At 69.3% G+C, this 22,215-nt stretch carries 19 protein-coding genes; 8 read left to right on the top strand and 11 right to left on the bottom strand.

What is annotated here, in order from left to right; all coding sequences use genetic code 11:
* The first annotated feature begins 14 nt into the window (after window positions 1–14).
* From QNO26_RS11635 to QNO26_RS11610, 6 genes are all read left to right on the top strand, one after another.
* On the top strand, window positions 15–593 hold the full coding sequence (locus QNO26_RS11635; protein WP_257526518.1) for a PH domain-containing protein: 579 nt from the start codon (window positions 15–17) through the stop codon (window positions 591–593).
* 78 nt (window positions 594–671) lie between these two features.
* Entirely contained in the window at window positions 672–1,808 is a 1,137-nt protein-coding gene (locus QNO26_RS11630) for a 5-(carboxyamino)imidazole ribonucleotide synthase (protein WP_257526519.1), read from the top strand.
* A gap of 133 nt (window positions 1,809–1,941) precedes the next feature.
* On the top strand, window positions 1,942–2,409 hold the full coding sequence (gene purE / locus QNO26_RS11625; protein WP_257533568.1) for a 5-(carboxyamino)imidazole ribonucleotide mutase: 468 nt from the start codon (window positions 1,942–1,944) through the stop codon (window positions 2,407–2,409).
* Window positions 2,406–3,851, top strand: a complete 1,446-nt coding sequence (locus QNO26_RS11620) for an LCP family protein (protein WP_257526520.1) — start codon at window positions 2,406–2,408, stop codon at window positions 3,849–3,851. Before purE ends, QNO26_RS11620 begins: the two co-directional genes overlap by 4 nt.
* Window positions 3,852–3,854: 3 nt before the next feature.
* Complete coding sequence (locus QNO26_RS11615; protein ID WP_257526522.1) at window positions 3,855–4,967, top strand: glycosyltransferase; 1,113 nt, start codon at window positions 3,855–3,857, stop codon at window positions 4,965–4,967.
* A gap of 65 nt (window positions 4,968–5,032) precedes the next feature.
* Window positions 5,033–7,915: a hypothetical protein gene (locus QNO26_RS11610; RefSeq protein WP_257526523.1), complete on the top strand. Its 2,883-nt coding sequence runs from the start codon at window positions 5,033–5,035 to the stop codon at window positions 7,913–7,915.
* Between the two features lie 4 nt (window positions 7,916–7,919).
* Here the strand turns inward: QNO26_RS11610 and QNO26_RS11605 are convergent, their stop codons facing one another.
* Window positions 7,920–9,707, bottom strand: coding sequence for a glycosyltransferase family 2 protein (locus QNO26_RS11605; protein WP_257526524.1), 1,788 nt, complete (start codon window positions 9,705–9,707; stop codon window positions 7,920–7,922).
* Between the two features lie 114 nt (window positions 9,708–9,821).
* On the opposite strand from QNO26_RS11605, the gene QNO26_RS11600 reads away from it, so the two are divergent.
* Window positions 9,822–10,682 (top strand): ABC transporter permease, encoded by an 861-nt coding sequence (locus QNO26_RS11600; protein WP_257526525.1) that lies wholly within the window; start codon window positions 9,822–9,824, stop codon window positions 10,680–10,682.
* Window positions 10,683–11,441 carry an ABC transporter ATP-binding protein gene (locus QNO26_RS11595; protein ID WP_257526526.1) on the top strand — a complete coding sequence of 253 codons (759 nt, stop codon included), beginning with the start codon at window positions 10,683–10,685 and terminating at the stop codon, window positions 11,439–11,441.
* Window positions 11,442–11,450: 9 nt separating this feature from the next.
* On the opposite strand, the gene QNO26_RS11590 is transcribed toward QNO26_RS11595, so the two are convergent.
* The 10 genes from QNO26_RS11590 to QNO26_RS11545 form a co-directional block, all read right to left on the bottom strand.
* Window positions 11,451–12,368: a glycosyltransferase family 2 protein gene (locus QNO26_RS11590; RefSeq protein WP_257526527.1), complete on the bottom strand. Its 918-nt coding sequence runs from the start codon at window positions 12,366–12,368 to the stop codon at window positions 11,451–11,453.
* The gene (locus QNO26_RS11585) at window positions 12,365–13,675 is read right to left on the bottom strand and encodes a UDP-glucose dehydrogenase family protein (RefSeq protein WP_257526528.1); all 1,311 of its coding nucleotides are present in this window, start codon (window positions 13,673–13,675) and stop codon (window positions 12,365–12,367) included. The genes QNO26_RS11590 and QNO26_RS11585 overlap by 4 nt, the downstream gene beginning before the upstream one ends.
* On the bottom strand, window positions 13,672–15,090 hold the full coding sequence (rfbD, locus tag QNO26_RS11580; RefSeq protein ID WP_257526529.1) for a dTDP-4-dehydrorhamnose reductase: 1,419 nt from the start codon (window positions 15,088–15,090) through the stop codon (window positions 13,672–13,674). The genes QNO26_RS11585 and rfbD overlap by 4 nt, the downstream gene beginning before the upstream one ends.
* On the bottom strand, window positions 15,090–16,091 hold the full coding sequence (gene rfbB, locus QNO26_RS11575; protein ID WP_257526530.1) for a dTDP-glucose 4,6-dehydratase: 1,002 nt from the start codon (window positions 16,089–16,091) through the stop codon (window positions 15,090–15,092). The genes rfbD and rfbB overlap by 1 nt, the downstream gene beginning before the upstream one ends.
* A 2-nt stretch (window positions 16,092–16,093) precedes the next feature.
* Entirely contained in the window at window positions 16,094–16,963 is an 870-nt protein-coding gene (gene rfbA, locus QNO26_RS11570) for a glucose-1-phosphate thymidylyltransferase RfbA (RefSeq protein ID WP_257526531.1), read from the bottom strand.
* 58 nt (window positions 16,964–17,021) lie between these two features.
* Window positions 17,022–17,945, bottom strand: coding sequence for an NAD-dependent epimerase/dehydratase family protein (locus QNO26_RS11565; RefSeq protein WP_257526532.1), 924 nt, complete (start codon window positions 17,943–17,945; stop codon window positions 17,022–17,024).
* Complete coding sequence (locus QNO26_RS11560) at window positions 17,929–18,957, bottom strand: glycosyltransferase (protein WP_257526533.1); 1,029 nt, start codon at window positions 18,955–18,957, stop codon at window positions 17,929–17,931. The genes QNO26_RS11565 and QNO26_RS11560 overlap by 17 nt, the downstream gene beginning before the upstream one ends.
* On the bottom strand, window positions 18,957–19,787 hold the full coding sequence (locus QNO26_RS11555) for a glycosyltransferase family 2 protein (protein WP_257526534.1): 831 nt from the start codon (window positions 19,785–19,787) through the stop codon (window positions 18,957–18,959). Before QNO26_RS11555 ends, QNO26_RS11560 begins: the two co-directional genes overlap by 1 nt.
* Window positions 19,784–20,209 (bottom strand): GtrA family protein, encoded by a 426-nt coding sequence (locus tag QNO26_RS11550; protein WP_257526535.1) that lies wholly within the window; start codon window positions 20,207–20,209, stop codon window positions 19,784–19,786. The genes QNO26_RS11555 and QNO26_RS11550 overlap by 4 nt, the downstream gene beginning before the upstream one ends.
* 170 nt (window positions 20,210–20,379) lie before the next feature.
* A complete protein-coding gene (locus QNO26_RS11545) occupies window positions 20,380–22,101 on the bottom strand; it encodes an ArnT family glycosyltransferase (protein ID WP_257526536.1) in 1,722 nt (573 codons plus the stop codon).
* Window positions 22,102–22,215 lie beyond the last annotated feature (114 nt).

Raw genomic sequence — 22,215 nt, 5'->3', positions numbered from 1 at the left:
GCCACAATGGGCGTGTGACCCAGCCGACCAGTTTCGCCGGGCGCCCCCTCACCCCGGCGCCCGGAGCGCCCACGCCCGAACGCAAGGTCGCGCGTGTGCGCGGCCACGCCCGCCGCCTGGTCTGGCCGGCGCTCGTGCTCATCGCCGTGTCCGGAGCGGTCGGGTACTACTGGGACAACCTCCCGGCACCCTTCGAGACGTGGATGCTGCCCACCGCGGCTGCCGCGGTCGTGCTGCTGCTGGTCGTGATGCCGTTCTTCACCTGGCTGTCGCGCACGTACACGATCACCACCCGTCGGGTGATCGCCCGTTCCGGACTGCTGACCACCCATCGCAGCGAGCTGCCGCACGCCCGCGGGTACTCGATCCGTGAGCGGCGCGGCCCCCTGCAGCGGCTGTGGGGGTCGGGCACGCTGATCCTCTCCAACGGCGTGGACGCGCCGCTGGTGATGAAGAACATCCCCGCCGTCATGCTCGTGCACGAGGTGCTCGCCGATCAGGTGGAGGTCAGTCAGATCCTGGCCCACCGGGACTCGCACGCGATCCCCACCGTGGGCGACCCCGGGCCGCCGCCGCCGTTGCCCGGACGCTGAGGCGCGCAGCGGCCTCCAGGCGCGCGGCGTCACAGCCCGCGCGCGATGCGGGAAGATGAAAGAGTCGGAAGGAGCGGCATGGCGCTGCGTGTCGGAGTCGTTGGCGGCGGGCAGCTGGCCCGGATGATGATCGCGCCGGCGGTGGAGCTCGGTGTCGAGCTGCGCGTGCTGGCCGAAGAGCCGGGCATGGCCGCCGCACTCGCGGCGACCGCCGTGGGGGACTACCGCGACGCCGACACGGTGCTCGCGTTCGCGCGCGACGTCGATGTGGTCACGTTCGACCATGAGCACGTGCCGCAGGACGTGCTGCGCGCGCTCGTCGACGCCGGGGTCGCCGTGCACCCGGGCCCCGATGCCCTCCGTTTCGCGCAGGACAAGCTGCTCATGCGTGCGCGCCTGGACGAGCTCGGGATGCCGCAGCCCGACTGGGCCGCCGTCGCCGATGCGACCGGGCTTCAGGCGTTCCTGGACGCCCACGGCGGGCGCGCCGTGGTCAAGACGCCCCGCGGCGGATACGACGGGAAGGGCGTGCGGGTCGTCTCGTCCGCGGCCGAGGCGGAGGACTGGTTCACGGCGCTCGCCGAGGACGCCCGCGGCGGCGAGCTGCTGGTGGAGGAGCTCGTCGACTTCACCCGCGAGCTCGCGCAGCAGGTGGCCCGCCGCCCCTCGGGCGATCTGAGGTCGTACCCGGTGGTCGAGACCGTGCAGCGGGACGGCGTGTGCGCTGAGGTCATCGCCCCCGCCCCGCACGCCGCCGACAGGCTCGTCGAGGTGGCACGCGGTATCGGTGAGGCCATCGCCACGGGTCTCGGCGTCACCGGGATGCTCGCCGTCGAGCTCTTCGAGACCAGTGATCACCGTCTGCTGGTCAACGAACTGGCCATGCGGCCGCACAACAGCGGCCACTGGAGCCAGGACGGCGCCGTGACGGGACAGTTCGAGCAGCACCTGCGTGCGGTGCTCGATCTGCCGCTGGGCGATACCCGGCCGCGCGAGCCCTGGTCGGTGATGGTGAACATCCTGGGCGGTCCGGCGCAGGGTGACCTCGAGGAGCGGTTCGCCGCTGCACTGGACGCGCACCCTGCCGCCAAGGTGCACACCTACGGCAAGGCCCCTCGGCCCGGACGCAAGGTCGGCCATGTGACGGTGGCCGGCGCGCACCTCGACGACGTCGTGTACGAGTCGCGCGCCGCCGCCGCGCACTTCCTCGAGTGAAGACCGCCCCCTCCGGGCGGGAGCGGGGGAGTGCGGACGCGCGCCGTTGCGGGCAACTTGCAGGCTTGCGCCCTAGCCTTGACGGGTGACCCGGCCGCTGCATTCCTCTGAAGAACCCCTCGTGGGCGTCGTGATGGGCTCAGACTCCGATTGGCGGGTCATGAGCGACGCATCGCAGGCGCTGTCGGATTTCGCCGTGCCCCACGAGGTCGAGGTCGTCTCCGCCCACCGCACTCCTGACAAGCTGCTCCGCTACGGACGCGAGGCCCGCGCCCGTGGTGTCAAGGTGATCATCGCCGGTGCCGGAGGCGCCGCCCACCTGCCCGGCATGCTCGCCTCGGTGACGTCGCTGCCGGTGATCGGTGTGCCGGTGCAGCTGGCCACGCTCGATGGACTCGACTCGCTGCTGAGCATCGTGCAGATGCCCGCGGGCATCCCGGTGGCGACGGTCTCCATCAACGGCGCGAAGAACGCCGGCCTCCTCGCCGTGCGCATGCTCGGTGTCGGCGATGACCGCCTCGCCGACCGGATCGAGGGGTATGCCCGCGACCTCGAGGCCCAGGTCGAGGAGAAGAACCGGCGGCTGAAGGACTCCCTGTGAGCGTTGCCAGTCCGCCGCGGACCGCCGGCTCCCGGACATCCGGCCGCGGCTCGTTGCTGCAGCAGCGCCCGATGCGGCATCCGGATGCCGGTTCCGCCGACGTGATGACCCGACGGGCCTGGTGGCTGGTGGTGCTCAACTTCCTGCTGCCCGGCTCCGCCCAGGTGCTGGCCGGCAATCGACGTCTCGGCCGCGTCGGCGTCGCCGCCACGCTCACGATGTGGGTGCTGATCGTCGTGGCGGCGCTCGGCGCGCTGCTCTGGCGCGAGGCCGTGACGACGCTCGGCACCAACTGGTTCGTGCTCACGCTGGTGCAGGTCGTGCTGATCGCCTACGTCGTGCTGTGGGTCGTGCTCACCGTCGACACGCTGCGGCTGGCCCGTCTGGTCCGCACGCGACCGCGCGCCCGCGTCGGCATCGCCGCACTGGCGGTGGCGCTGCTCGTGCTCGCCGGCGGCACGACCGCGTATGCGGCCTACTCGGTGGGCACGCTGCGGGGCGCGTTCGGCAGCATCTTCGGGCAGAGCGGCCCCAGCGTGCCGCCTTCGGACGGCTACTACAACATCCTGCTGCTGGGGGCGGACAGCGGCGACGGCCGCGACTCGATGCGGTTCGACAGCATCTCGGTGGTCTCGATCAACGCCGAGACCGGCGCTGTGACGATCACCGGCATCCCGCGGGACATCCAGAACCCGCCGTTCTCCGCCGGCCCCATGCAGGACCTGTATCCCGACGGCTTCGAGGGGCACGGGGATGCCACCTGCGGCTGGGGCGCCGGCATCAATCAGCTCATGAACGCGGTCGAGGTGTGCCGCGACGGCTCGGGCCTGTACCCCGACGCGGAGTCCGTGGGCTCGACCCCGGCGGTCGAAGCGACCAAGGATGCCGCGGAGGGGGTCCTCGGCATCGAGATCCCCTACTACGTGTTCGTCGACATGCACGGCTTCGCGGACATGATCGACGCTCTCGGCGGCGTCGACATCACCGTCGCCGAGCGACTGCCGAAGGGCGGCGGGCCGGCGTACGACGGCCAGCCCGTCGACGACTGGGCCATCGGCTGGATCGAGGCGGGCGAGCAGCACATGGACGGCGACACCGCCCAGTGGTACGCCCGCTCCCGCTACACCACCAACGACTGGGACCGCATGCAGCGTCAGCGTCAGCTGCAGCAGGCCATGCTCGCCCAGCTGGATCCGGCCACGGTGCTCACCCGGTTCAACGACATCGCGGCGGCCGGGCAGGACCTCATCGAGACGGACGTGCCGCAGTCGATGTTCCCGACCTTCGTCGAGCTGGCGCTCAAGGCCAAGGAGCAGCCCGTCGCGAGCCTGGAGCTGACGCCGATGGGCATCGGCATCGACCCCGACGACCCCGACTACGACCGGGTGCACGAGATCGTGCGGGACGCCCTGCACCCGCCGACGCCCGAGCCGGAGAGCTGAGCGATGACGACGACGCTGCGCGTGGTGCTCGACGCTCCCGCGGCCCCGGGTGATGCGCCGGCCGAGGCCGCGCGTCAGCTTGCGCGGGCGCTGGTGCGCACAGCGCCGCCGGCGTGCGAGGTGGCGGCGGTGGTGCCCGCCATCGCAGACGACGAGATCTCGCGCCTGCACATCGACGTGCCCGGGCTCGCCGACGTCGCTGCCGCTCCGCTGCCGCGGCGCGAACTGGCCGCATCATGGCAGCTCGGCGTCGCCGCCGGGGTCGCCGGCGGCATGATCCACTCGCCCACGTTCCTCGCCCCGCTGGTGCGGCACGACCGGGTCTACGCCCACGAGCAGACCGTCGTGACGCTGTGGGACCTCACCGCTTGGGAGGCTCCGGAGGAGCTCGGGCGCGCGGGCGTGATGTGGCAGAAGGCCATGCTCAAGCGGGCGGTCAAGCACGCCGACGCCGTGGTGGTTCCCAGCCATGCCCACGCCGATGCGCTGCGGCAGGTCGCGCCGAAGCTGGGCGACCGGATCCGGGTGATCGCCGGGGCGGCGCCGGAGGGTTTCGCCGCGCCGACCGACGAAGTGGGCCGGCGGCGCTCGCTGGAGCTGCCGGGGGAGTATGTCGTCATCGACGGTACGGCCGGGGGAGCGGAAATCGCGTTCGCCGGAGTGATGGCCTCCGGCGCGGACCTTCCTGTCGTCGTGATGAACGTGCCGGACGATCGTGCCGCGGCCATTCGGGAGGCGGGCGCGGCAGCGGGGCTCGATGAGTCGCGCCTGCGCGTGCCGGGACCGCTCACCGCGGCGGATCGCGCCGCGGTGCTGGCCGGGGCGACCGCGCTGGTTTCGCCCTCGACCGTGACGGGGTTTCCCTGGGCCGTCGTCGAGGCGCTCACCCTGAGCCTTCCCGTCGTGGTCGCCGACACCCCCGCGAACCGCGAGCTGGTCGTCGACGGGGGAGCGCTCGCGCAGCCGTCGGCCGACGCCATCGGTGGGGCCCTGTCGCAGCTGCTGGGCTCGGATGCCGCACGTTCCCGCGCCGCTGTCCTCGCCGGCGATCGCGGGCGCGCGTTCTCGTGGGCCGGCGCTGCGGAGCGCGTATGGCAGCTGCACGCCGACCTGTGACCCCATAGCAGGCCTCTCTGGGCGCGCCGTTGGTATTCTCTGGCAACTTCCGTAACACTGGACACATGCTGCGCCCCCACGCACGTCGGCTTCGCCTGCGCTCGAAAGCCGCGACCGCCGTCGCGTCCGCCCTCCTGATGGTGGCCGGGCTCGTGGTCGCCACCCCTGCGCAGGCCGTGCCGGGTGAGGCTGCCGCGACCGCCGTGGTGACCGCGGCCGCCGGGCGTTCGTTGGAGACGGAGCGGGCCACATCGAGTGTGGCGTCCGGCATCGTCAAGACCGCCGACCTCACGAAGTTCCAGCCCGGCAACATCGTCTCCGACGCCGTCTTCTACAACTCGGCCACGATGACCGAGGCGCAGATCCAGTCCTTCCTCAACTCCAAGGTGACTACATGCCGCTCGGGGCATGTCTGCCTGAAGAGCAAGACGGACACGACGCGCGCCGTCGCCGCAGACGCCATGTGCAACGCCTACGCGGGGGGTGGCGTGGAGTCGGCCGCGCGGATCCTGTTCAAGGTGGCACAGGCGTGCGGCATCAACCCCCAGGCTCTCATCGTCATGCTCCAGAAGGAGCAGGGACTGGTCACGGACACCTGGCCGGTGGACTCGCAGTACAAGATCGCGATGGGTCAGGGCTGCCCCGACACCGCTGCCTGCGATTCGCGCTACTTCGGCTTCTTCAACCAGGTCTACGGGGCGGCGTGGCAGCTGAAGCGCTACGCCAACCCGCCAGGGACCAGCAACTACTTCACCTGGTACGCGCCCGGTAAGACGTGGAACGTGCGCTGGCACCCCAACGCGTCATGTGGTTCGTCCCCCGTGTACATCGCCAACCAGGCGACGGCTGCGCTGTACTACTACACCCCGTACCAGCCGAACGCCGCCGCGCTGCGGGCCGGCTACGGCGAGGGCGACGGGTGCTCCTCCTACGGCAACCGCAACTTCTATCAGTACTTCACCGACTGGTTCGGCTCGACGCAGGGCACCGCCAATGCCCTCGTCAAGGTCGGGATCGATGTGTGGCTGGTCACGGGTGAGCGCCGGTACTACGTGCCCGCCGGCGTGTACTCCGAGTACATCCAGGCGTTCGGCACGGCTGTTTCGACATCGCAGTCCTACCTCCAGCGATTCGCGGACTCCGGAAGGGCGTCCCTCTTCGTGCGCAACACGTCGACCGGGGACATCGCGTATCTGCAGGGCGGCAAGACGCACCGATTCGGCAACTGCACGCTGGTGCAGCGCTGGGGCGGGGAATGCAGCAAGCGCGTCGAACTCGCTCCGGAGCACTATGCGCGGTTCGGCGCCGGGCCAGCCGTGACCGACTACTCCCGGGACGCCGCCGGACGCTACTACCGCTGGTGGTCCGGAGCGCTGCGCCCGGTGCTCGACGCCGAGTCCGCGCGGTTGATCAACGGGGGGAGCGCCCCCTTTGCGGCAGTGATGCCGCGCGAGGCCCAGGCTGCGCTTCCCGCGGGTCCCATGCTCTTCGCCCCTGCACGCGCGCTCCGCGTGGACGGAGAATCGCGGGTGTACCTCCCGACCAGCGACGGACGGCTCATCTACGTCCCGAGCTTCGCCGGCCTCGCAGACTACGGAATCCCCGGATCGACGTTCCGGGTGGTGCAGCGGAGCCAGGTGGCGGGATACACCGTCGCGGGCTCCGTCGCGCCGATCGCGATCTGCGGCACGGAGCGTTTCATCGCAGGTTCGAAGAAGCTGACCCGTCTGCCGGATGGAGCCGCGACAGGACTCGCGTCCACTCCGCTCGACGCGGCGACGTGCGCGGCACTCGTGCGCGAGGGAGCGCCGCAGTCCGGTCAGATCTTCCTCGGCGTGACGGGCGCGCCCGAGATCTACCACCTCACCGGAGACACGCTGCGCCACGTCGTCTCTGCCGAGCTCCTCCAGGAGCTCAACGGCGGTCGCTATCCCGCGACCATCCGGATGTCGGCGGGCAGTCTGGGGGTATTCACCCAGTCACTGCCCTACCTGCGCCCCGGCACGATGGTGCGCGCAGACGGCACCAGCGCCGTCTTCCTCGTCAACGGAACATCCCTCTTGCGGCTGCCTGATTGGGAGGTGTCCCGCGCGTTGGGGCTTCCGACGGCCAGCATCGTGATCAGCGCGGCCCACCTCGCCACAGCGGGTTCGGCGCAGGGCACGCTCGGCCCGTTCATCCGTTGCGGGGACAGCCTCTTCGTCGCCGGCAACAGCGGGCGGTCGCTGATGACGACCGCGGATTCCGGAGGGAACCCGACGGTCGCTCTCGCGCCGTCGACGTGCGCACAGATTCCTTCGAGAGGGACGGTGACGGGCCCCGCCTTCGTCACGGATGGCTCACGGCTGGCGGTCGCCGCGGCTGGAGGCTTCATCCGTCTCGAGAACGCGTCGCAGGCCCAGGAAGCCAACGGCGGCACGGCTCCTGATCCGCGCCGGATCACAGCCGCCTATTTCGATGCGCTTCCGCAGGGGAGCGGTCTCCCGACTGCGGGGGCGGTGGTGCGCAGCACAGGTCAGCCCACCGTCTACTTCATCGACGGCGCACGGCGTCTTGCGCTGCCGAACTGGGGCGTCGGTGATGACCTCGGAATCAGCGGCCGGCTGAGTATACGGGCAGCGGCCGAGAGCGTCCTCTACCCGGTTCGGGGATCGGTCTCTCCGCTCGTAGGCTGCGGGAGCAGCGTCTACGTCGGTGCTCAGGGCCAGCTGCGCGCACTCCGCCCCGGTGCCGAAGGCGGCCTGCGGGTGCAGGCCCTCGACGCGGCCACCTGCGCCTCCCTGCGATTCTCGTCAGCGGCCCCGGTCTCCGAACTGCGACTCACCGATGGGAGCGGCGCTGTCTACGTCGCGCAGGGCGGAGCACTCGTGAGCGTGGATCCCGCGACGATCCCGCCGGAATCGGTCCTCACCGTCTCGCCCGGCAGCCTCGGCGTGCTGCGAGGCTGACGCTTCAGACGTCGGCCACGGGAAAGCCTGCGGACGCCGAGATGTCGCGCAGTCGTGCCGCTGCCTCGGCAGGGTTCGCCAGCGACGGGATGGTGAGCCTTGCATCGAAGCCGTCGTCATGGCCGGCGGTGGTGTCGCCGTTCGACAGGAGCACGTTGAAGCGCCCCAGCCAAGGGGAGGCGTCGCTGCGGGCCCCGAACACCAGCCGGATGTCGTCCAGGTAGGCGGTCGCGCGAAGGCGCACTTCTGCGGCGTCGACGGTGACCTCGTGTCCGAGATCCTCGATGCTCGCCACCAGTTCGCGCACGAGCGACCAATGGGGCGAGGGGCCGTCGCCCAGGATGATTTCGGCCGCCGGGATGTCGGTGGCGATGGACCAGCGAGGCTTCCTCTCCTGGCGTGGGCGCACCGCCACGGGGCGTGCGATCGCGAAGGGGCCGCTGATGTCCGGCTGGGCGTGAGCGAGTTCGAGACCGGCTTCCGCATACTGCTGCGCATCGGCGGCGGTGAGCTCGGCACGCCAGCGATGCATGAGGACCTGGCGATTGGCGGAAGCGCGCGCCATGCGTCCGGGGGTCTTGCTCTCGAAGTGGATCACGCGGGAACTGCTCTCCACGTCGAAGCCGCCACCGATGTCGCGTGCGGCGCGGAGGCAGAAGTCGACGTCCTCCTGACCGTTCACGTAGGCGGGGTCGAAGCCTCGCAGGCTGAGGAAGTCGGACGCGCGGATCAGCATCGCGCCCGCGGTGATCGCACGAAAGCCTGTCCCCCCGTGTCGGACGGCATCGGCGAGAGGGTGGCCGACGAGGAAGTGGTGAGCGAGGCTCCGTGGCGCGGCGAAGACGGTGCCGGCCGTCTGCACCGTCCCGTCGGGGTAGAGGAGCAACGGCTGCACCGCCGTGACTCCAGGGCGCGTCAATCGCGCCAGCAGAGGCGCGAGCCACCCCTTCTGCGGCAGCGTGTCGTTGTTGAGGAGCATGAGGTATTCGCCCGTGGAGCGGATCGCGCCGAGATTGCTCCCCGGCCCGAAGTTGAGGTTGACCGCCGGGCGGAGGTAGCGGACGCGCGGATGGGAGCCGTAGCGCGCGACAAGCACCCGTCCGACCGCGTCCCGTGAGGCGTTGTCCACGAGGACCACCTCGACGTCCTCGTTCTCGGTGGTGCGCAGGACCGCGTCCACCGCCGCAGTCGTCATGGCGTGGTCCTGGTAGGTGAGCATGATGACGCTCACTCGGCCTTCGACGCGGGGTGCGGTGAGGGCGGCCTGCCAGTCCGTCTCGCCGATCTCATCGGTGGGATGCCCCAGTCCGGCGTGGAAATCGATGAGCCGTTCAGCCGCTTCCTCAGCGGACATCGCGATGCCGTCCATGGAGACGACGAGCTGGTTGCGGTCGGCTCCGAGTTGCTGGCCGACCGGCCAGTTCGCGAGCAGCGGCCCCCAACGGTCGACGGGCAGACGGCGGAGCGCCGCGAGGAAATCGTCGACCCGGCCCTCTGAGAGGGCCACGAGAGCATCGCCTCCGACGTACTCGGGTTCGATCAGAGGATGGAAGGGCAGCTTCTGACGGCTGCCGTACCGCGCATAGTCCTTCGCGGGATCCGTCGATGCGGGGAGGGCGCGCAGTCGACGGTAGAAGTCGGCGTCGAAGAGCCCGGAGGCCTGCAGGGCGGCCGCCTCTCGCGCCGGTGAAGGCGGCAGGGGTGCCCCGACGAGCCTGGCCCGAACCGTGTCGTACCTCGCCCCCAGCAGCCGCCTGGCCGCTCGTGCGGCGTGCGATCGCATGTTCGGCATGTCGTCCCTTCGTCGTCCGCGTCACGGCGGTTTCCCGGCCACAGACCACTTAGACTATTACGACGCGATCAGAGGAGCGCCTGGGAGCCAGGCACTGGAACGGCGTGCAGGATGATGACCCAAATTGACCTCACTGACTACGACGTGCCTGGGCGCGGACGTGGCCTCGTCGACCTCATTCGCTGGCGATACCTGCTCGGTCTCCTCGTCCGCAAGGGGACGGCCACGCGTTACCGCAACTCGGTGCTCGGCTGGACCTGGTCCTACGTCAAGCCGCTGTCGCAGTTTGTCATCTACTACTTCGTCATGGGGGTCATCCTCCAGTTCCACCGGGACATCGAGAACTTCCCGATCTATCTGTTCTCGGGCGTCATCATCGTCAACCTCTTCAACGAGGCCTTCGGGAACGCGACGAACTCGATCGTCGAGAACCGCGCCCTCGTCAACAAGATCTACCTTCCCAGGGAGCTCTTCCCTGCGGCTTCGGTGATCGTCGCGCTGATCCACTTCGCACCGCAGATGCTGGTGCTCCTCGTGATCTGCCTCCTGGTGGGCTGGACTCCGACGATCGGTGCCGTGCTCGGTGCCGTCGGCGCGGTGATCCTGATCGTGGCGTTCGCAACGGGCCTCGGGCTCTTCTTCGGCGGTATCAACGTCCGCTTCCGCGACGCTCAGAACTTCGTCGAGATCATCCGGATGTTCGCGACCTGGACATCGCCGGTGCTGTACACCTGGATGCTCGTCCGTGATGTGCTCTCGGGGCCGGTGTTCGCGATCTACATGTCCAATCCCCTGTCCGTCGCCGTGGAACTGTTCCACCACGGGTTCTGGAACGCGACGGTGGAACAGCAGCAGCCGTTCCCGCCTCTCTTCTGGGCGTACTCCATCGCGGGAGTGGCGGCCTGCCTGATCATGCTCGTTGTCGGCCAGACGGTGTTCCGCAAGATGGAACGCACCTTTGCTCAGGATCTCTAGATGACATCAACCTCCATCGTTCAGTCACCCGACGTGGTGACGCGTCCGTCGATCATCGTCGACGGAGTGTCGAAGCACTTCCTCAAGCGCAACACGCACTCCTTCAAAGAAGCCTTCATCGGCTGGATCAAGGGGAAGAAGGTCACCTCCGACCAGTTCCTCGCGCTCGACGACGTCAGCTTCCAGGTCGCAGAGGGGGAGTCCGTCGCGATCCTCGGGCTGAACGGGTCGGGCAAGTCCACGACTCTCAAGCTCATCTCGGGTGTGCTGCAGCCGGATTCCGGCCACGTGTTCACCAGAGGACGTGTCGCCGGTCTGATCGAGGTGGGTGCAGGGTTCCACCCCGAACTCTCCGGCCGGGAGAACGTCTACCTCAACGCCGCGATCCTGGGGATGAAACGGAAGCAGATCGAGGAGAGGTTCGACGAGATCGTCGCCTTCTCCGAGATCGGCGACTTCATCGACCAGGAGGTGAAGCACTATTCCTCTGGCATGTTCATGCGGCTGGCATTCGCGGTCGCGATCCATGTGGACGTCGACGTCCTGCTGGTCGACGAAGTGCTCTCGGTCGGAGACGCGCCCTTCCGTGCGAAGTGCGCGCGCAAGATCAAGGAACTCACCTCCGAGGGCGTCACGATGCTGGTCGTCTCCCACGACGTGAACATGGTCAAGGATCTCTGCAGCCGCGGGGTCGTTATGAGCAAGGGCAAGAAGATCTTCGAGGGCCCGATCGAAGAGGCCGTCGCAGCCGTCCGCTGACGCCGGCGTTCACCGCGAGCGGCGCAGGGAACGCAACAGCGCACCCAGACGGCGCCGCACCCGCACAGCGGGACGGAGTTGATAGATCTCCGCGCGGATGCCGTTCTCCACGTCAACGAACCGTCGGTCGATGAACTTGGTCAGGTAGAGCACCAGCCCCAGACCGTGCTCCTGCGCGTAGCCGCGGAACGCGTCGTCGCGCAGCAGCGCGTCATACCGGGAGTGGTCGTTGCGCGCTCCGATGACGCTGTTCGCGTCGGCCCCGGTGTCCCCTTCTCGCTGATGCCAGTACGCCCGCGGCTCTTCCCCCAGGTATTCCAGGGCGCCGCGCTGGAGCACCTTGAGGTTGAAGGCCCAGTCTCCGATCACGGGGAGGGAGTCATCGTAGAGCCCGAGCTCTTCGTGCAGGCGGCGACGGTAGACGAAGCCGATGGGGACGTACCGGTTGAACAGCAGGGCGTCGCTGAGCAGCACATCCTGCAGCTCCGGCTGGAAGATCTCCCGCCGAACAGCGGTGTAGTCGTCGCCGTTACGGCGCTCCCAGACGATCTCGATCCTGCCGACGACGCCGTCCCGCTCAGGATGGGCGTCCAGGTAGCGCACAGCATCGTCGAGGAAGTGAGGATGCCAGGAATCATCGTCGTCGTGGAGGACGAGCAGCGGAGCGCTCGTGGCCAGCACACCCGCGTTGGCGCTCTTCCAGCGCCCACGTGACTGCTCGGAGTGGATCATCCGCACACGGGCACGGTGCTCGGGGGCGAGGGCGTCGACGAGCGTCTCGACGGGACCGGGGTCGCCGCCGTCGTTGACGATGACGCACTCCCAATCGCCCATCGTCTGCGCGGTGATGCTGGTCAGCGCGCGCCGCAGGAAGTGGGGACGATCCTTGGTGCGGACGACGACCGCGACCTGGGGATCGGTGGTCACGGCCGGCCCATGCCGTGGTACTGCCAGCCGGCGGCGCGCCAGGCGGCGGGATCCAGGCAGTTGCGGCCGTCGACGATCACGCGTCCGGCGGCGAGGGAGGCGGCGTGCTCGGGGGAGAGCTCCCGCCGGTACTCGTCCCATTCGGTGACGACGATGACGGCGTCCGCGCCGCGGAGAGCCTCGTCGCGGTCGGCGACGTAGTTGAGCTGCGGGTGGGCGCGCCGGGCGTTGTCGATCGCCTCGGGATCCGTGATGGTGACGCGGGCACCCAGGCCGTGCAGGCGCACGGCGACATCGAGAGCGGGGGAGTCGCGGATGTCGTCGGAGTGGGGCTTGAATGCCGCGCCCAGCACCGTGACGTTCTTCTCGAAGACGGAGCCGCCCAGCGCCGAAGCCACGAGGTCCACGGCCCGGTCGCGGCGGCGCAGGTTGATCGCATCGATCTCGCGCAGGAACGCCACCGACTCTCCCCGGCCGAGTTCTTCGGCCCGCGCCGAGAAGGCACGGATGTCCTTCGGCAGGCAGCCGCCGCCGAAGCCGATCCCGGCACCGAGGAATCGGCGGCCGATGCGGACGTCGTGTCCGATCGCGTCGGCCAGGGTCGTGACGTCCGCGCCGGTCACCTCGGCGATCTCGGCCATCGCGTTGATGAAGCTGATCTTCGTGGCGAGGAACGCGTTGGCGGCGACCTTGACGAGTTCTGCCGTGGCGTAGTCGGTCACGATGAACGGGGTGCCCTTGGCCACCGACGGGTGGTAGACCTCGCGCAGTGCCTCGGCCGCGCGCTCCCCTTCGGGGCCGGCGGGTACGCCCGCGACGAGCCGGTCGGGGTCGATGGTGTCCAGCACCGCGAAGCCCTCGCGCAGGAACTCGGGGTTCCACACCAGCGTCGCCCCGGTGGGGTGCACCCGCTCCGCCAGAGCGGCGGCGGTGCCCACGGGCACCGTGGACTTGCCGGCGACGATGTCCCCCGCGCTGAGGTGCGGGATCAGCGCGTCGACAGCCGCGTTGACGTAGGTGAGGTCGGCGGCGTAGCCGTCCTTCTGCTGCGGGGTCCCCACGCCGATGAAGTGCACGGCCGCGCCGGCGGCCTCGGCGATGTCGGTGGTGAATCGCAGCCGCCCGGAGGCGAGGCCGTCGGTCAGGATCTCCTGCAGCCCGGGTTCGAAGAAGGGAGCCTCACCGCGCGAGAGCGCATCGATCTTGCGCGTGTCGACGTCGATGCCGACCACGTCGTGGCCGATCGAGGCCATCGCCGCCGCATGCACGGCGCCGAGGTAACCGCAGCCGATGACGGACAGCTTCATGAGGAACGCTCCTGCAGGTAGGTGGAAAGTGAGGCCTCGGCGGCGTCCGGGGTGAATCCGGTGGCCTCGATCTTCGCCGTCGCGAGCACACTGTTGCGGGGGCGCGGAGCCACCGGTCCGGTGGCGGATGCGAAGTAGTCCTCGGTGCTCACCGGGGTCACGCGCGCAGGATCATGGCCGGTCAGCTCGAACACCCGACGCGCCACTTCCGCCCACGACGTCGGGTCGCCCGTGCCCGTGAGGTTGTACACGCCGTACGCCGCACGCGTGTCGAGCAGGTGGCGGATGCCGCGCGCGATGTCCGTCGTGAACGTGAGGCGACCCACCTGGTCGCCCACGACCTTCGGGTCGATGCCGCGTTCTGCGAGGGAAGCCATGGTCCGTACGAAGTTGCCGCCCTCGCCGATGACCCAGCTGGTGCGCACGATGTAGTGGCGGGGGACCGTGGCCACCACGGCATCGCCCGCGGCCTTGGTCTGTCCGTAGACACCCAGCGGGGCCATCGGGTCGTCTTCGGTGTAGGGCCCGGGCTTCGTGCCGTCGAAGACGTAGTCGCTGGAGACGTGCACGAGCGTGATGCCGTTGGCGGCGGCCACACGGGCCAGCGCGCCCACACCGGTCACATTCGCCGCCCAGGCATCCGCCCGTCCCTCCGCCGTCTCGGCGAGGTCGACCGCGGTGTAGGCGGCGGCGTTGATGATCACGTCGAAGTCGCGCCAGTGGCGGGCCGTGTCGAGGCCGGGCGCGGTCAGGTCGAGCTCGGCCCGGTCGGCGTACTCGATGTGCGGGGCCTCGCCGAACTCGGCACGCAGCGCGCGACCGAGCTGACCGCCGGCGCCGAGCACGAGCACCTTCTTCGGCGGCACGGGGGTGACGTCGGCCAGCCGCGGGTGGGCGGCATCCTTCGCCGACAGCTCTGCCCGATCCAACGGGATCGGCCAGGCGATGGCGGCGGTCTCATCGGCCAGGTTGAGGAACGTGTAGTGCGCCTCGGGCGACCAGTGGTCGTTGACGAGGTACGTGTAGGCGGTGTCGGGTTCGAGGGTCTGGTACGAGTTCCCCACGCCGCGCGGCACGAAGATCGCCTTCGACGGGTCGAGCTCGGCGGTGAAGACCGCGCCGAACGTCGGCCCCTCCCGGAGGTCCACCCAGGCGCCGAAGATCCGGCCGGTGGCCACCGACACCCATTTGTCCCAGGGCTCCGCGTGGATGCCGCGGGTCGTGCCGACCGCGTCGTTGAAGGAGATGTTGTTCTGCACCGGTCCGAAGTCGGGAAGCCCGGCTGCGGTCATCTTCTCCCGCTGCCAGTTCTCCTTGAACCAGCCCCGGCTGTCGCCGTGGACGGGGAGGTCCCAGATGACCAGCCCGGGGATCGGCGTCTCGGTGGGAGCGAGCGCCTTGCCGTACTCGGTCACTACTGGCCCTTCGCCGCGTAGAACGCCTCGACGCCGTCCTTGGCCGGTGCCCACCAGTCCTCGTTCTCGCGGTACCAGTCGATGGTCGAGGCGAGGCCGGCCTCGAAGTCCTCGAAGCGGGGGGTCCACCCGAGCTCGGTGCGTAGCTTCGTGGAGTCGATCGCGTAGCGCAGGTCGTGGCCCGCGCGGTCGGTGACATGGTCGTACGCGTCGGCAGGCTGCCCCATGAGGGTCAGGATGAGTTCGACGACGTCCTTGTTGTTCTTCTCACCGTCGGCGCCGATGAGGTAGGTCTCACCGATGACGCCCTTGTCGAGGATCGTCAGCACCGCGGAGGAGTGGTCGTCGGCGTGGATCCAGTCACGGACGTTCTCGCCCTTGCCGTAGAGCTTCGGGCGGATGCCGCGCAGGACATTGGTGATCTGGCGGGGGATGAACTTCTCGACGTGCTGGTACGGCCCGTAGTTGTTGGAGCAGTTGCTGATCGTCGCCTGCACGCCGAACGAGCGCACCCAGGCGCGCACCAGCAGGTCGCTTCCCGCCTTGGTCGACGAGTAGGGCGAGGAGGGGTTGTAGGGCGTGTTCTCGGTGAACCGCTCGGGGTCGTCCAGCTCCAGGTCGCCGTACACCTCGTCGGTGGAGATGTGGTGGAAGCGCACATCGTGCCTGCGCGCCGCCTCGAGCAGCGTGTACGTGCCCACGATGTTCGTGTCGAGGAACGGGCGAGGGTCGTGCAGCGAGTTGTCGTTGTGCGACTCGGCGGCGTAGTGCACGACGGCATCCGTCTCGGCGAAGAGCTCATCGACGATGGTCGCGTCGGCGATGTCGCCCTGCACGAAGCGCACGCGGTCCTCCGGAAGGCCCGCCAGCGAGGCGCGGTTCCCGGCGTACGTCAGCTTGTCCAGCACCGTGACGTGGTCGTCGGTGTGCTCCACGACGTGGTGCACGAAGTTGGAGCCGATGAAACCGGCTCCACCGGTCACGAGCAGTCTGCGCGGCATCTTCAGTGCCCTCTCTCCAGCAGTTCCAGCAGATACGAGCCGTATCCGGACTTCTTCAGCGCGGTGCCGCGCTGTTCGAGCTGCTCGTCGGTGAGGAAGCCCTGGCGCCATGCGACCTCTTCGGGCACGCCGATGCGCATGCCGGTGCGTCGCTCCATGGTGCGCACGTACTCGCCGGCGTCGAGCATCTGGTCGAACGTCCCGGTGTCCAGCCAGGCCGTGCCGCGCGGCAGCACCTCGACCTGCAGCTTGCCGGCCTCGAGGTAGGCCTTGTTGACGTCGGTGATCTCGTACTCGCCGCGGGCGGAGGGCTGCAGTTCGCGGGCGATCTGCACGACGTCGTTGTCGTAGAAGTACAAGCCGGGCACGGCGTAGTTCGACTTCGGGACGGCGGGCTTCTCCTCGAGGGAGACCGCGCGGCCGGCCTGGTCGAACTCCACGACGCCGTAAGCGGTGGGCTCGCCCACCCAGTAGGCGAACACCGCGCCGCCGTCGACGTCGTCGTAGCGCTTGAGCTGCGTGCCGAGGCCGGGTCCGTAGAGCAGGTTGTCGCCGAGCACGAGCGCGACCTTGTCGTCGCCGATGTGGTCGGCGCCGATGGTGAAGGCCTGCGCGAGCCCGTCGGGCGAGGGCTGCTGGGCGAAGGTGAGCCGGATGCCGAACTGCGACCCGTCGCCGAGGAGGCGCTCGAAGTGGGGCGCGTCGTGGGGCGTGGTGATCACCAGGATGTCGCGGATGCCCGCGAGCATCAGCGTCGACAGCGGGTAGTACACCATCGGCTTGTCGTACACCGGGATCAGCTGCTTGGAGACGCCGAGAGTGATCGGATGCAGACGCGTGCCGGAGCCCCCGGCGAGAATGATGCCCTTCACAACGATCTATCCTGCCATGCGTCGTGATCGGTCGCTGAGGGCAGCCCCTCCGGCGCGCTCAGGCGCCGTGCGCACGGTTCGAGAGCGCGGCGCGGAAGACACGGTCGATGCCCTCTGGGAACGTCGTCGACACGAGGGCATCGAGATCGTTCCAGACCTCGGACCTGACCCGGAGATCCGACGCCTGCCCTGTGGCGTCACCCTGCCCGAGGACCACCGCCCCACGTCGCCGGCGGACCCGGTTGATCTCGCCCAGGATCGCGCCGATCGACACCGCGCGCATGGTGCCCACGAGCTTCATGACCGTGGTTCCCGGGGCGACACCCCGCAGCCGGAGCATCGCTGCGTCCACGACACGGGCGGCGTCGTCCTCGTAGATGTAGTCCCGCAGCGTGTCGAGGGAGACGTAGACGTTCACCGGGCGCCCCGTGACATCGGCGTTCGCGAGCACGGAGATCAGGCCCTGAGCCTTCGCGGCGTTCTGTCCGGGGCCGTAGAGGTTGGTGATCCGCGCGATGAACGATCGCCAGGCCCCCTCGGCAGTGGCTTGGGTGAGGAGAGACTCCATGCGGAGCTTGGCCCGCCCGTAGTCCGACAGTGGCGCGGTCGGACTGCTCTCGCTGTACGGGGGTGAAGGCGTGCCGGCATAGGCGCCGCCCACGGAGGAGGCGAGGAAGAAGGTGACGCGTTCGAGAGCGCGCGCATCCACGCTGAGGAGCTCGTCGAGGAAGCGTGCGAAGACCGTCACCTCGGCGTTCAGCTGCGCTGCCGGTGTGGAGGTCACCCCCTTCCCGGCGCACCAGTAGATCTCGAGGTCGGACGCGCCCTCGGTCGCAATGCGGAGTTCGCCGAGGAGATCCGCCGTGGCGAGGTCCGGGTCGTGCCATCGGACGACGCAGTGCCGGGCGGGCTCGCGGCGCGCTCGGTCGAGGGCGCCGCCCAGCAGCCCGTGCCCGATGATCCACCTAGCGGCGGTCGGCATCTCGGGTTCCGGAGTCGGGTGGGGTGACGCGTCCGAATGGCCCGGCCTGCGGGTCGCGGACGATCAGATAGGCCGGCTTTCCCAGCGCGACGTTGACCGCGACTCCGAGGTACTCCGCGATGATGCCCAGGGAGACGAGGATCACACCGGTACCCACCGCGGTGAGGACCATCTGCGATGTCCAGCCCTCGGGGGCGCCGCCGCCGACCAGCAGCGACAGCACGAGGTAGATCGCGAAGCCGATGCCGCCGAGGAAGAACAGCAGACCGGTGATCGTGACCATGCGCAGGCCACGGGTGCCGGAGGTGAGGATCATGTGCCAGAAATGGCCGAGCAGTCGGCGGTACGAGTACCCCGACCGGCGGTCGCCTTCTTCGCGCAACAGCACGGGTGCGGTCGTGATGCGCCCCGCGACCCAGCCGAGCGCGACGTCCAGGTACACGCCCTGCCCCGCATAGGCGGCCACGCTGCGGCCGACTTCGCCCAGGATCAGGCGGTAGCTGTTGAAGTCAGTGGCCCTCCCGCCGCCGAAAACCACTTCGAGCACGCGTTTGGATACGCGTGAGGCGGTGTTCCGTACGAAGCCGTGCGGCGGGCGGTTGAGGGGGTCGGCGTATACGACGTCGGCGCGTTCGCGCAGCGCCGTGTCCAGGAGCGTGCCGATGAACGCGGGGTCCTGCTGGCCGTCCTCATCGATCGTGACGATCCAGTCTCCGCCCGAACTGGCGATGCCGGCGAGCGTCGCCGCGTGCTGTCCGTAGTTGCGGCTGAGCCAGACGGGCGTCACCCAGTCCCTCGCGTCGGCGAGCTCGCGGATGACCACGTCCGATGCATCCGGGCCCCGGTCGTGAGCGAGGACCACTTCACGGACCCGGGCGGAGTGGCCGTCAGGCGTGGTGAAGCCGTCGACGTACGGCTGCAGCTCCTCCAGGACGGCGTGCAACGTCCTCTCGCCTTGATAGACGGGCACGACGATGCTGATCCCATGGATGAACGGCTCCATTGCGGTCATCACATCCTCCTCTTGAGAACGGTGTACGAGAGTCTGCGCAGGTGCGCCATCGTGGTGGCGCGGATGTCGCCCTGGATGAGGTCGAGTCGGGAGACGATGTCGGGTCGTCGATCGCGGAACCACGCATGGAACGCGCGAGCCTGCCGAGCCTGGGACCGCGTGAGCGCCACGCTCCACTGCCCACTGGACAGCCGGAAGGTGGCACCGACCTGCGGGTCGGGGATGAAGCCTCCCGACTCCAACACCCGCGTGTAGGTCGCCTGATCGATGAGGTACGGGAAGGCATCGAACCACCCGCCGGCATCGACCAGCGCGCTGCGGCGCATCATCACCGAGGCCGGCTCGCCGAACACGTTCGACCCGGCGCGCAGCGCGCGCCGGGCAGCTTCCGTCCCTCTCAGCGGCTGGTCGATGCCGCGCAATCCCCACGCGCTCATCACGGTGCGCCCGCGCGCGTCGATGATGTCGCGTCGGCTCGCGGTGAGCACGGCATCCGAGGACTGCAGCAGCGCGACCTGTCGCGCCAGCACGCCGGGCCGGAGAACGTCATCGCCGCAGACGAGTTTGAGGTAGATGCCGTTGGCGGCTTGGGTGACGCGATTCCAGTTGCGTGCAGCGCCGCCCCCGGCGGGCGTGTCGATGATGCGGACGCGGCGGTCGTGCGCGAACTCGGCGGCGATGCGCCGGGTGCCGTCTGAGGACGCATGGTCGGCGATGACGAGTTCGAAGTCGACACCGTCCTGGGCGAGGATCGACTCGATGGTCTCGCGGATCGTCGCCGCGTTGTTGTACGCGGGGACGACGACGCTCAGTGCAGTGCTCGGGTTCACGCTGCCCCCTTGGGCCGGCGGAAGGAGAACCGGCTGTGGCCGAGGTAGCTGATCAGTGTCGTCACGACGACGATCAGCGCCTGCGCTGCGAGCGGCTCAAGGTGGGCGAGCTCCACGAGCAGCGGCAGCAGAACGGCGTTGACTCCGAGTGCCGCGAGATAGACCGTCTCGAACCGCGCGAGATCAACCCAGACATGTCCACGCACCCGGAAGACGAACCGGCGGTACAGGACGAATGCGCACAACACGCTGGCGACGTGTGCGAACAGCAGGGTCACCATGTAGCCCCAGAGATGCCCGATGATGAGATCGAAGAACGCGAACCATCCGAAGCCGACGAGGGTGTTGACGGCTCCGACGATCAGGAACGCGATGCGCCGGTCCTTCACCAGGCGCAGAAGGGGCCCGTCAGGCCCGCTCATCCCACCAGCCACGTTGACGGACTCGTCTGCGGGGGGCCTCGGCGGTTCGTCCTTCTCAACCACAGATCAGCCCACCCGTCCGATGATCAGCGCCTCGTCGTCGCGCGAAAGGCATCCGAGGCCATCCCACCTGATGTGGGGCGGACCAGCACCGAACTCGCGTGCGGCGATCATGGGGCGGGGAACCGATACAGCACGAGACGCGGACCGGACGCGCCGCCGTCCCACACCGCGATGAGCTGGGCGACGTCCTGGACGATGTCCACCGGCTCCCAGGGACTCGAGGGGAGATCGCGGACGGGCTCCCAGCTCTGCTCTGCGATGAGTTGAGATGCGATGGCCGTGTAGACGGCGGCGCCCTCGGTGCCTGGCATCTTCAGGTACCGGTCGGCCATGCCGGACGATGTCAGCACGTAGGCGCGAGCGTCGTCGGCCACCCGGGGTCTGAGGACGCCGTCCTCCACGAAGAGGTCGGTGGCGACGGTGCGGACGACGTCGGGGAGAAACGCGGTGTAGCCGTCGGAGATGACGTCTTCGGCCGTGATGCCGGCCGCGGCGAGGTCTCGAGCAGCCAGGGCGCGGGTGTCGGGGGCGAGCGCGGTGACGAGCGAGGTCACCGAGCTCAGCAGAAGACTCGCGGCGGACAGCGCGACGAGCGCGATGACCGCCGCCTTCGCAGGTCGGCGGGCGGGCGGGCGGACACCTCCCGCGAGGCGGTATGCGGCGACGACGCCGAAACCCGCCAGAAGCACGGGGGTGAGGTACATCGGCAGCGCCCACCGCGCCCAGTGCAGCGCCAGTGCACTGATCGCGATCCAGAACACCACGCCGACCAGCAGCGGAACCGCGCTCCACAATCGACGCCACGTGATGACGACGAGGCCGGCGGCGGCGAAGAGCGTGAGCAGCAAGCCTCCTTCGGTGAGGAAGCCCTGCGCGTAGTACGCGAGATTGCCCGCCCAGTCCAGTCCATCGGCGCCGAGGTGGCCCGTTGAGTTCTGCTGGAACAGTTCCCGGCGCACCTGGGCGATGTTGGTGAAGAGCGTCGGTGACAGCAGGAACACCATGAGGAGGAACAATCCCAGCGCCCCCAGGCCGCGCGTGAACACGAGCGCAGGACGCCGGCTGCGTGCGGCGCCGTAGACGACCGCGTAGCCCACGGCTACGGCCGCGATGATCGCGGGATACTTCGCCGTCACCCCCACCGCCACGCCGAAGGTCGCGAGCGTCAGGTCCGGCCACGACTGCGTCCGCGCGTACCGGATGGCGCCCAGTACGGCGATCATGACCGCGAGGGTGAGCGGGATGTCTGGGGTCGCATACCGGGAGTGCTCCACGAACGGCGGGAAGATCGCCACCCCGACAGCCATGACCAGGCCGACCGAGCGGGCGTACTCACGCCCGATGAGGTGCGCGACGGGGATCATCGCGGTGCCGAGGACCGCCGTGACCGTGCGTGCGAGCGCGTAGAAGGGGGCGGGATCCGCGGTGAACGCGACCTCGGGGGACGCGCCTGCGACCAGATGGCTCCACGCCTGGAACAGCAGGTAGCTCAACTGGATCTCGAGGTGGTCGGGCCGCATGAAGAAGGGCGGTTCGAACGAGTTGCGCTGCGCCATGTCGATCGCGCCTTCCACGACGACCCACTCGTCGGGATGCAGCGAGACCGGCAAACCCCAGGCGACGCCACCCAGCCGCAACGCGGCACCGCCGAGCAGCGCGGCCAGGAGGCCCCAGCCGATCCGGTCCCACCGCAGCGGCGTGCCGGGGGAGCGGCGCGGGCGCGGCCCCGGTCGCGTCATGGCATCGTCCGATCGGGCCGGCGGCTCCGGGAGGCCCGCATCGCCGCCCGTCGTCGCCGGGGACGCGATGTTCGGTGCGACAGCTGGCATGCTGTTCTCCCTACCCAGCCCCTCGGCGGTGCAGGGCATAGTAGCGCACGCCCCCGCTGGATGGCGGTCGGAGACCTCCCGCCGTGTCAGCACTCGTTCAGGCGGCGTGTCATT

It is taken from the genome of Microbacterium sp. zg-Y1090 (genome assembly GCF_030246945.1).
Classification (GTDB): domain Bacteria; phylum Actinomycetota; class Actinomycetes; order Actinomycetales; family Microbacteriaceae; genus Microbacterium; species Microbacterium wangruii.
The sequence above is the reverse complement of the archived record's forward strand: the minus strand, read 5'-3'. Positions and strand labels throughout refer to the sequence as shown.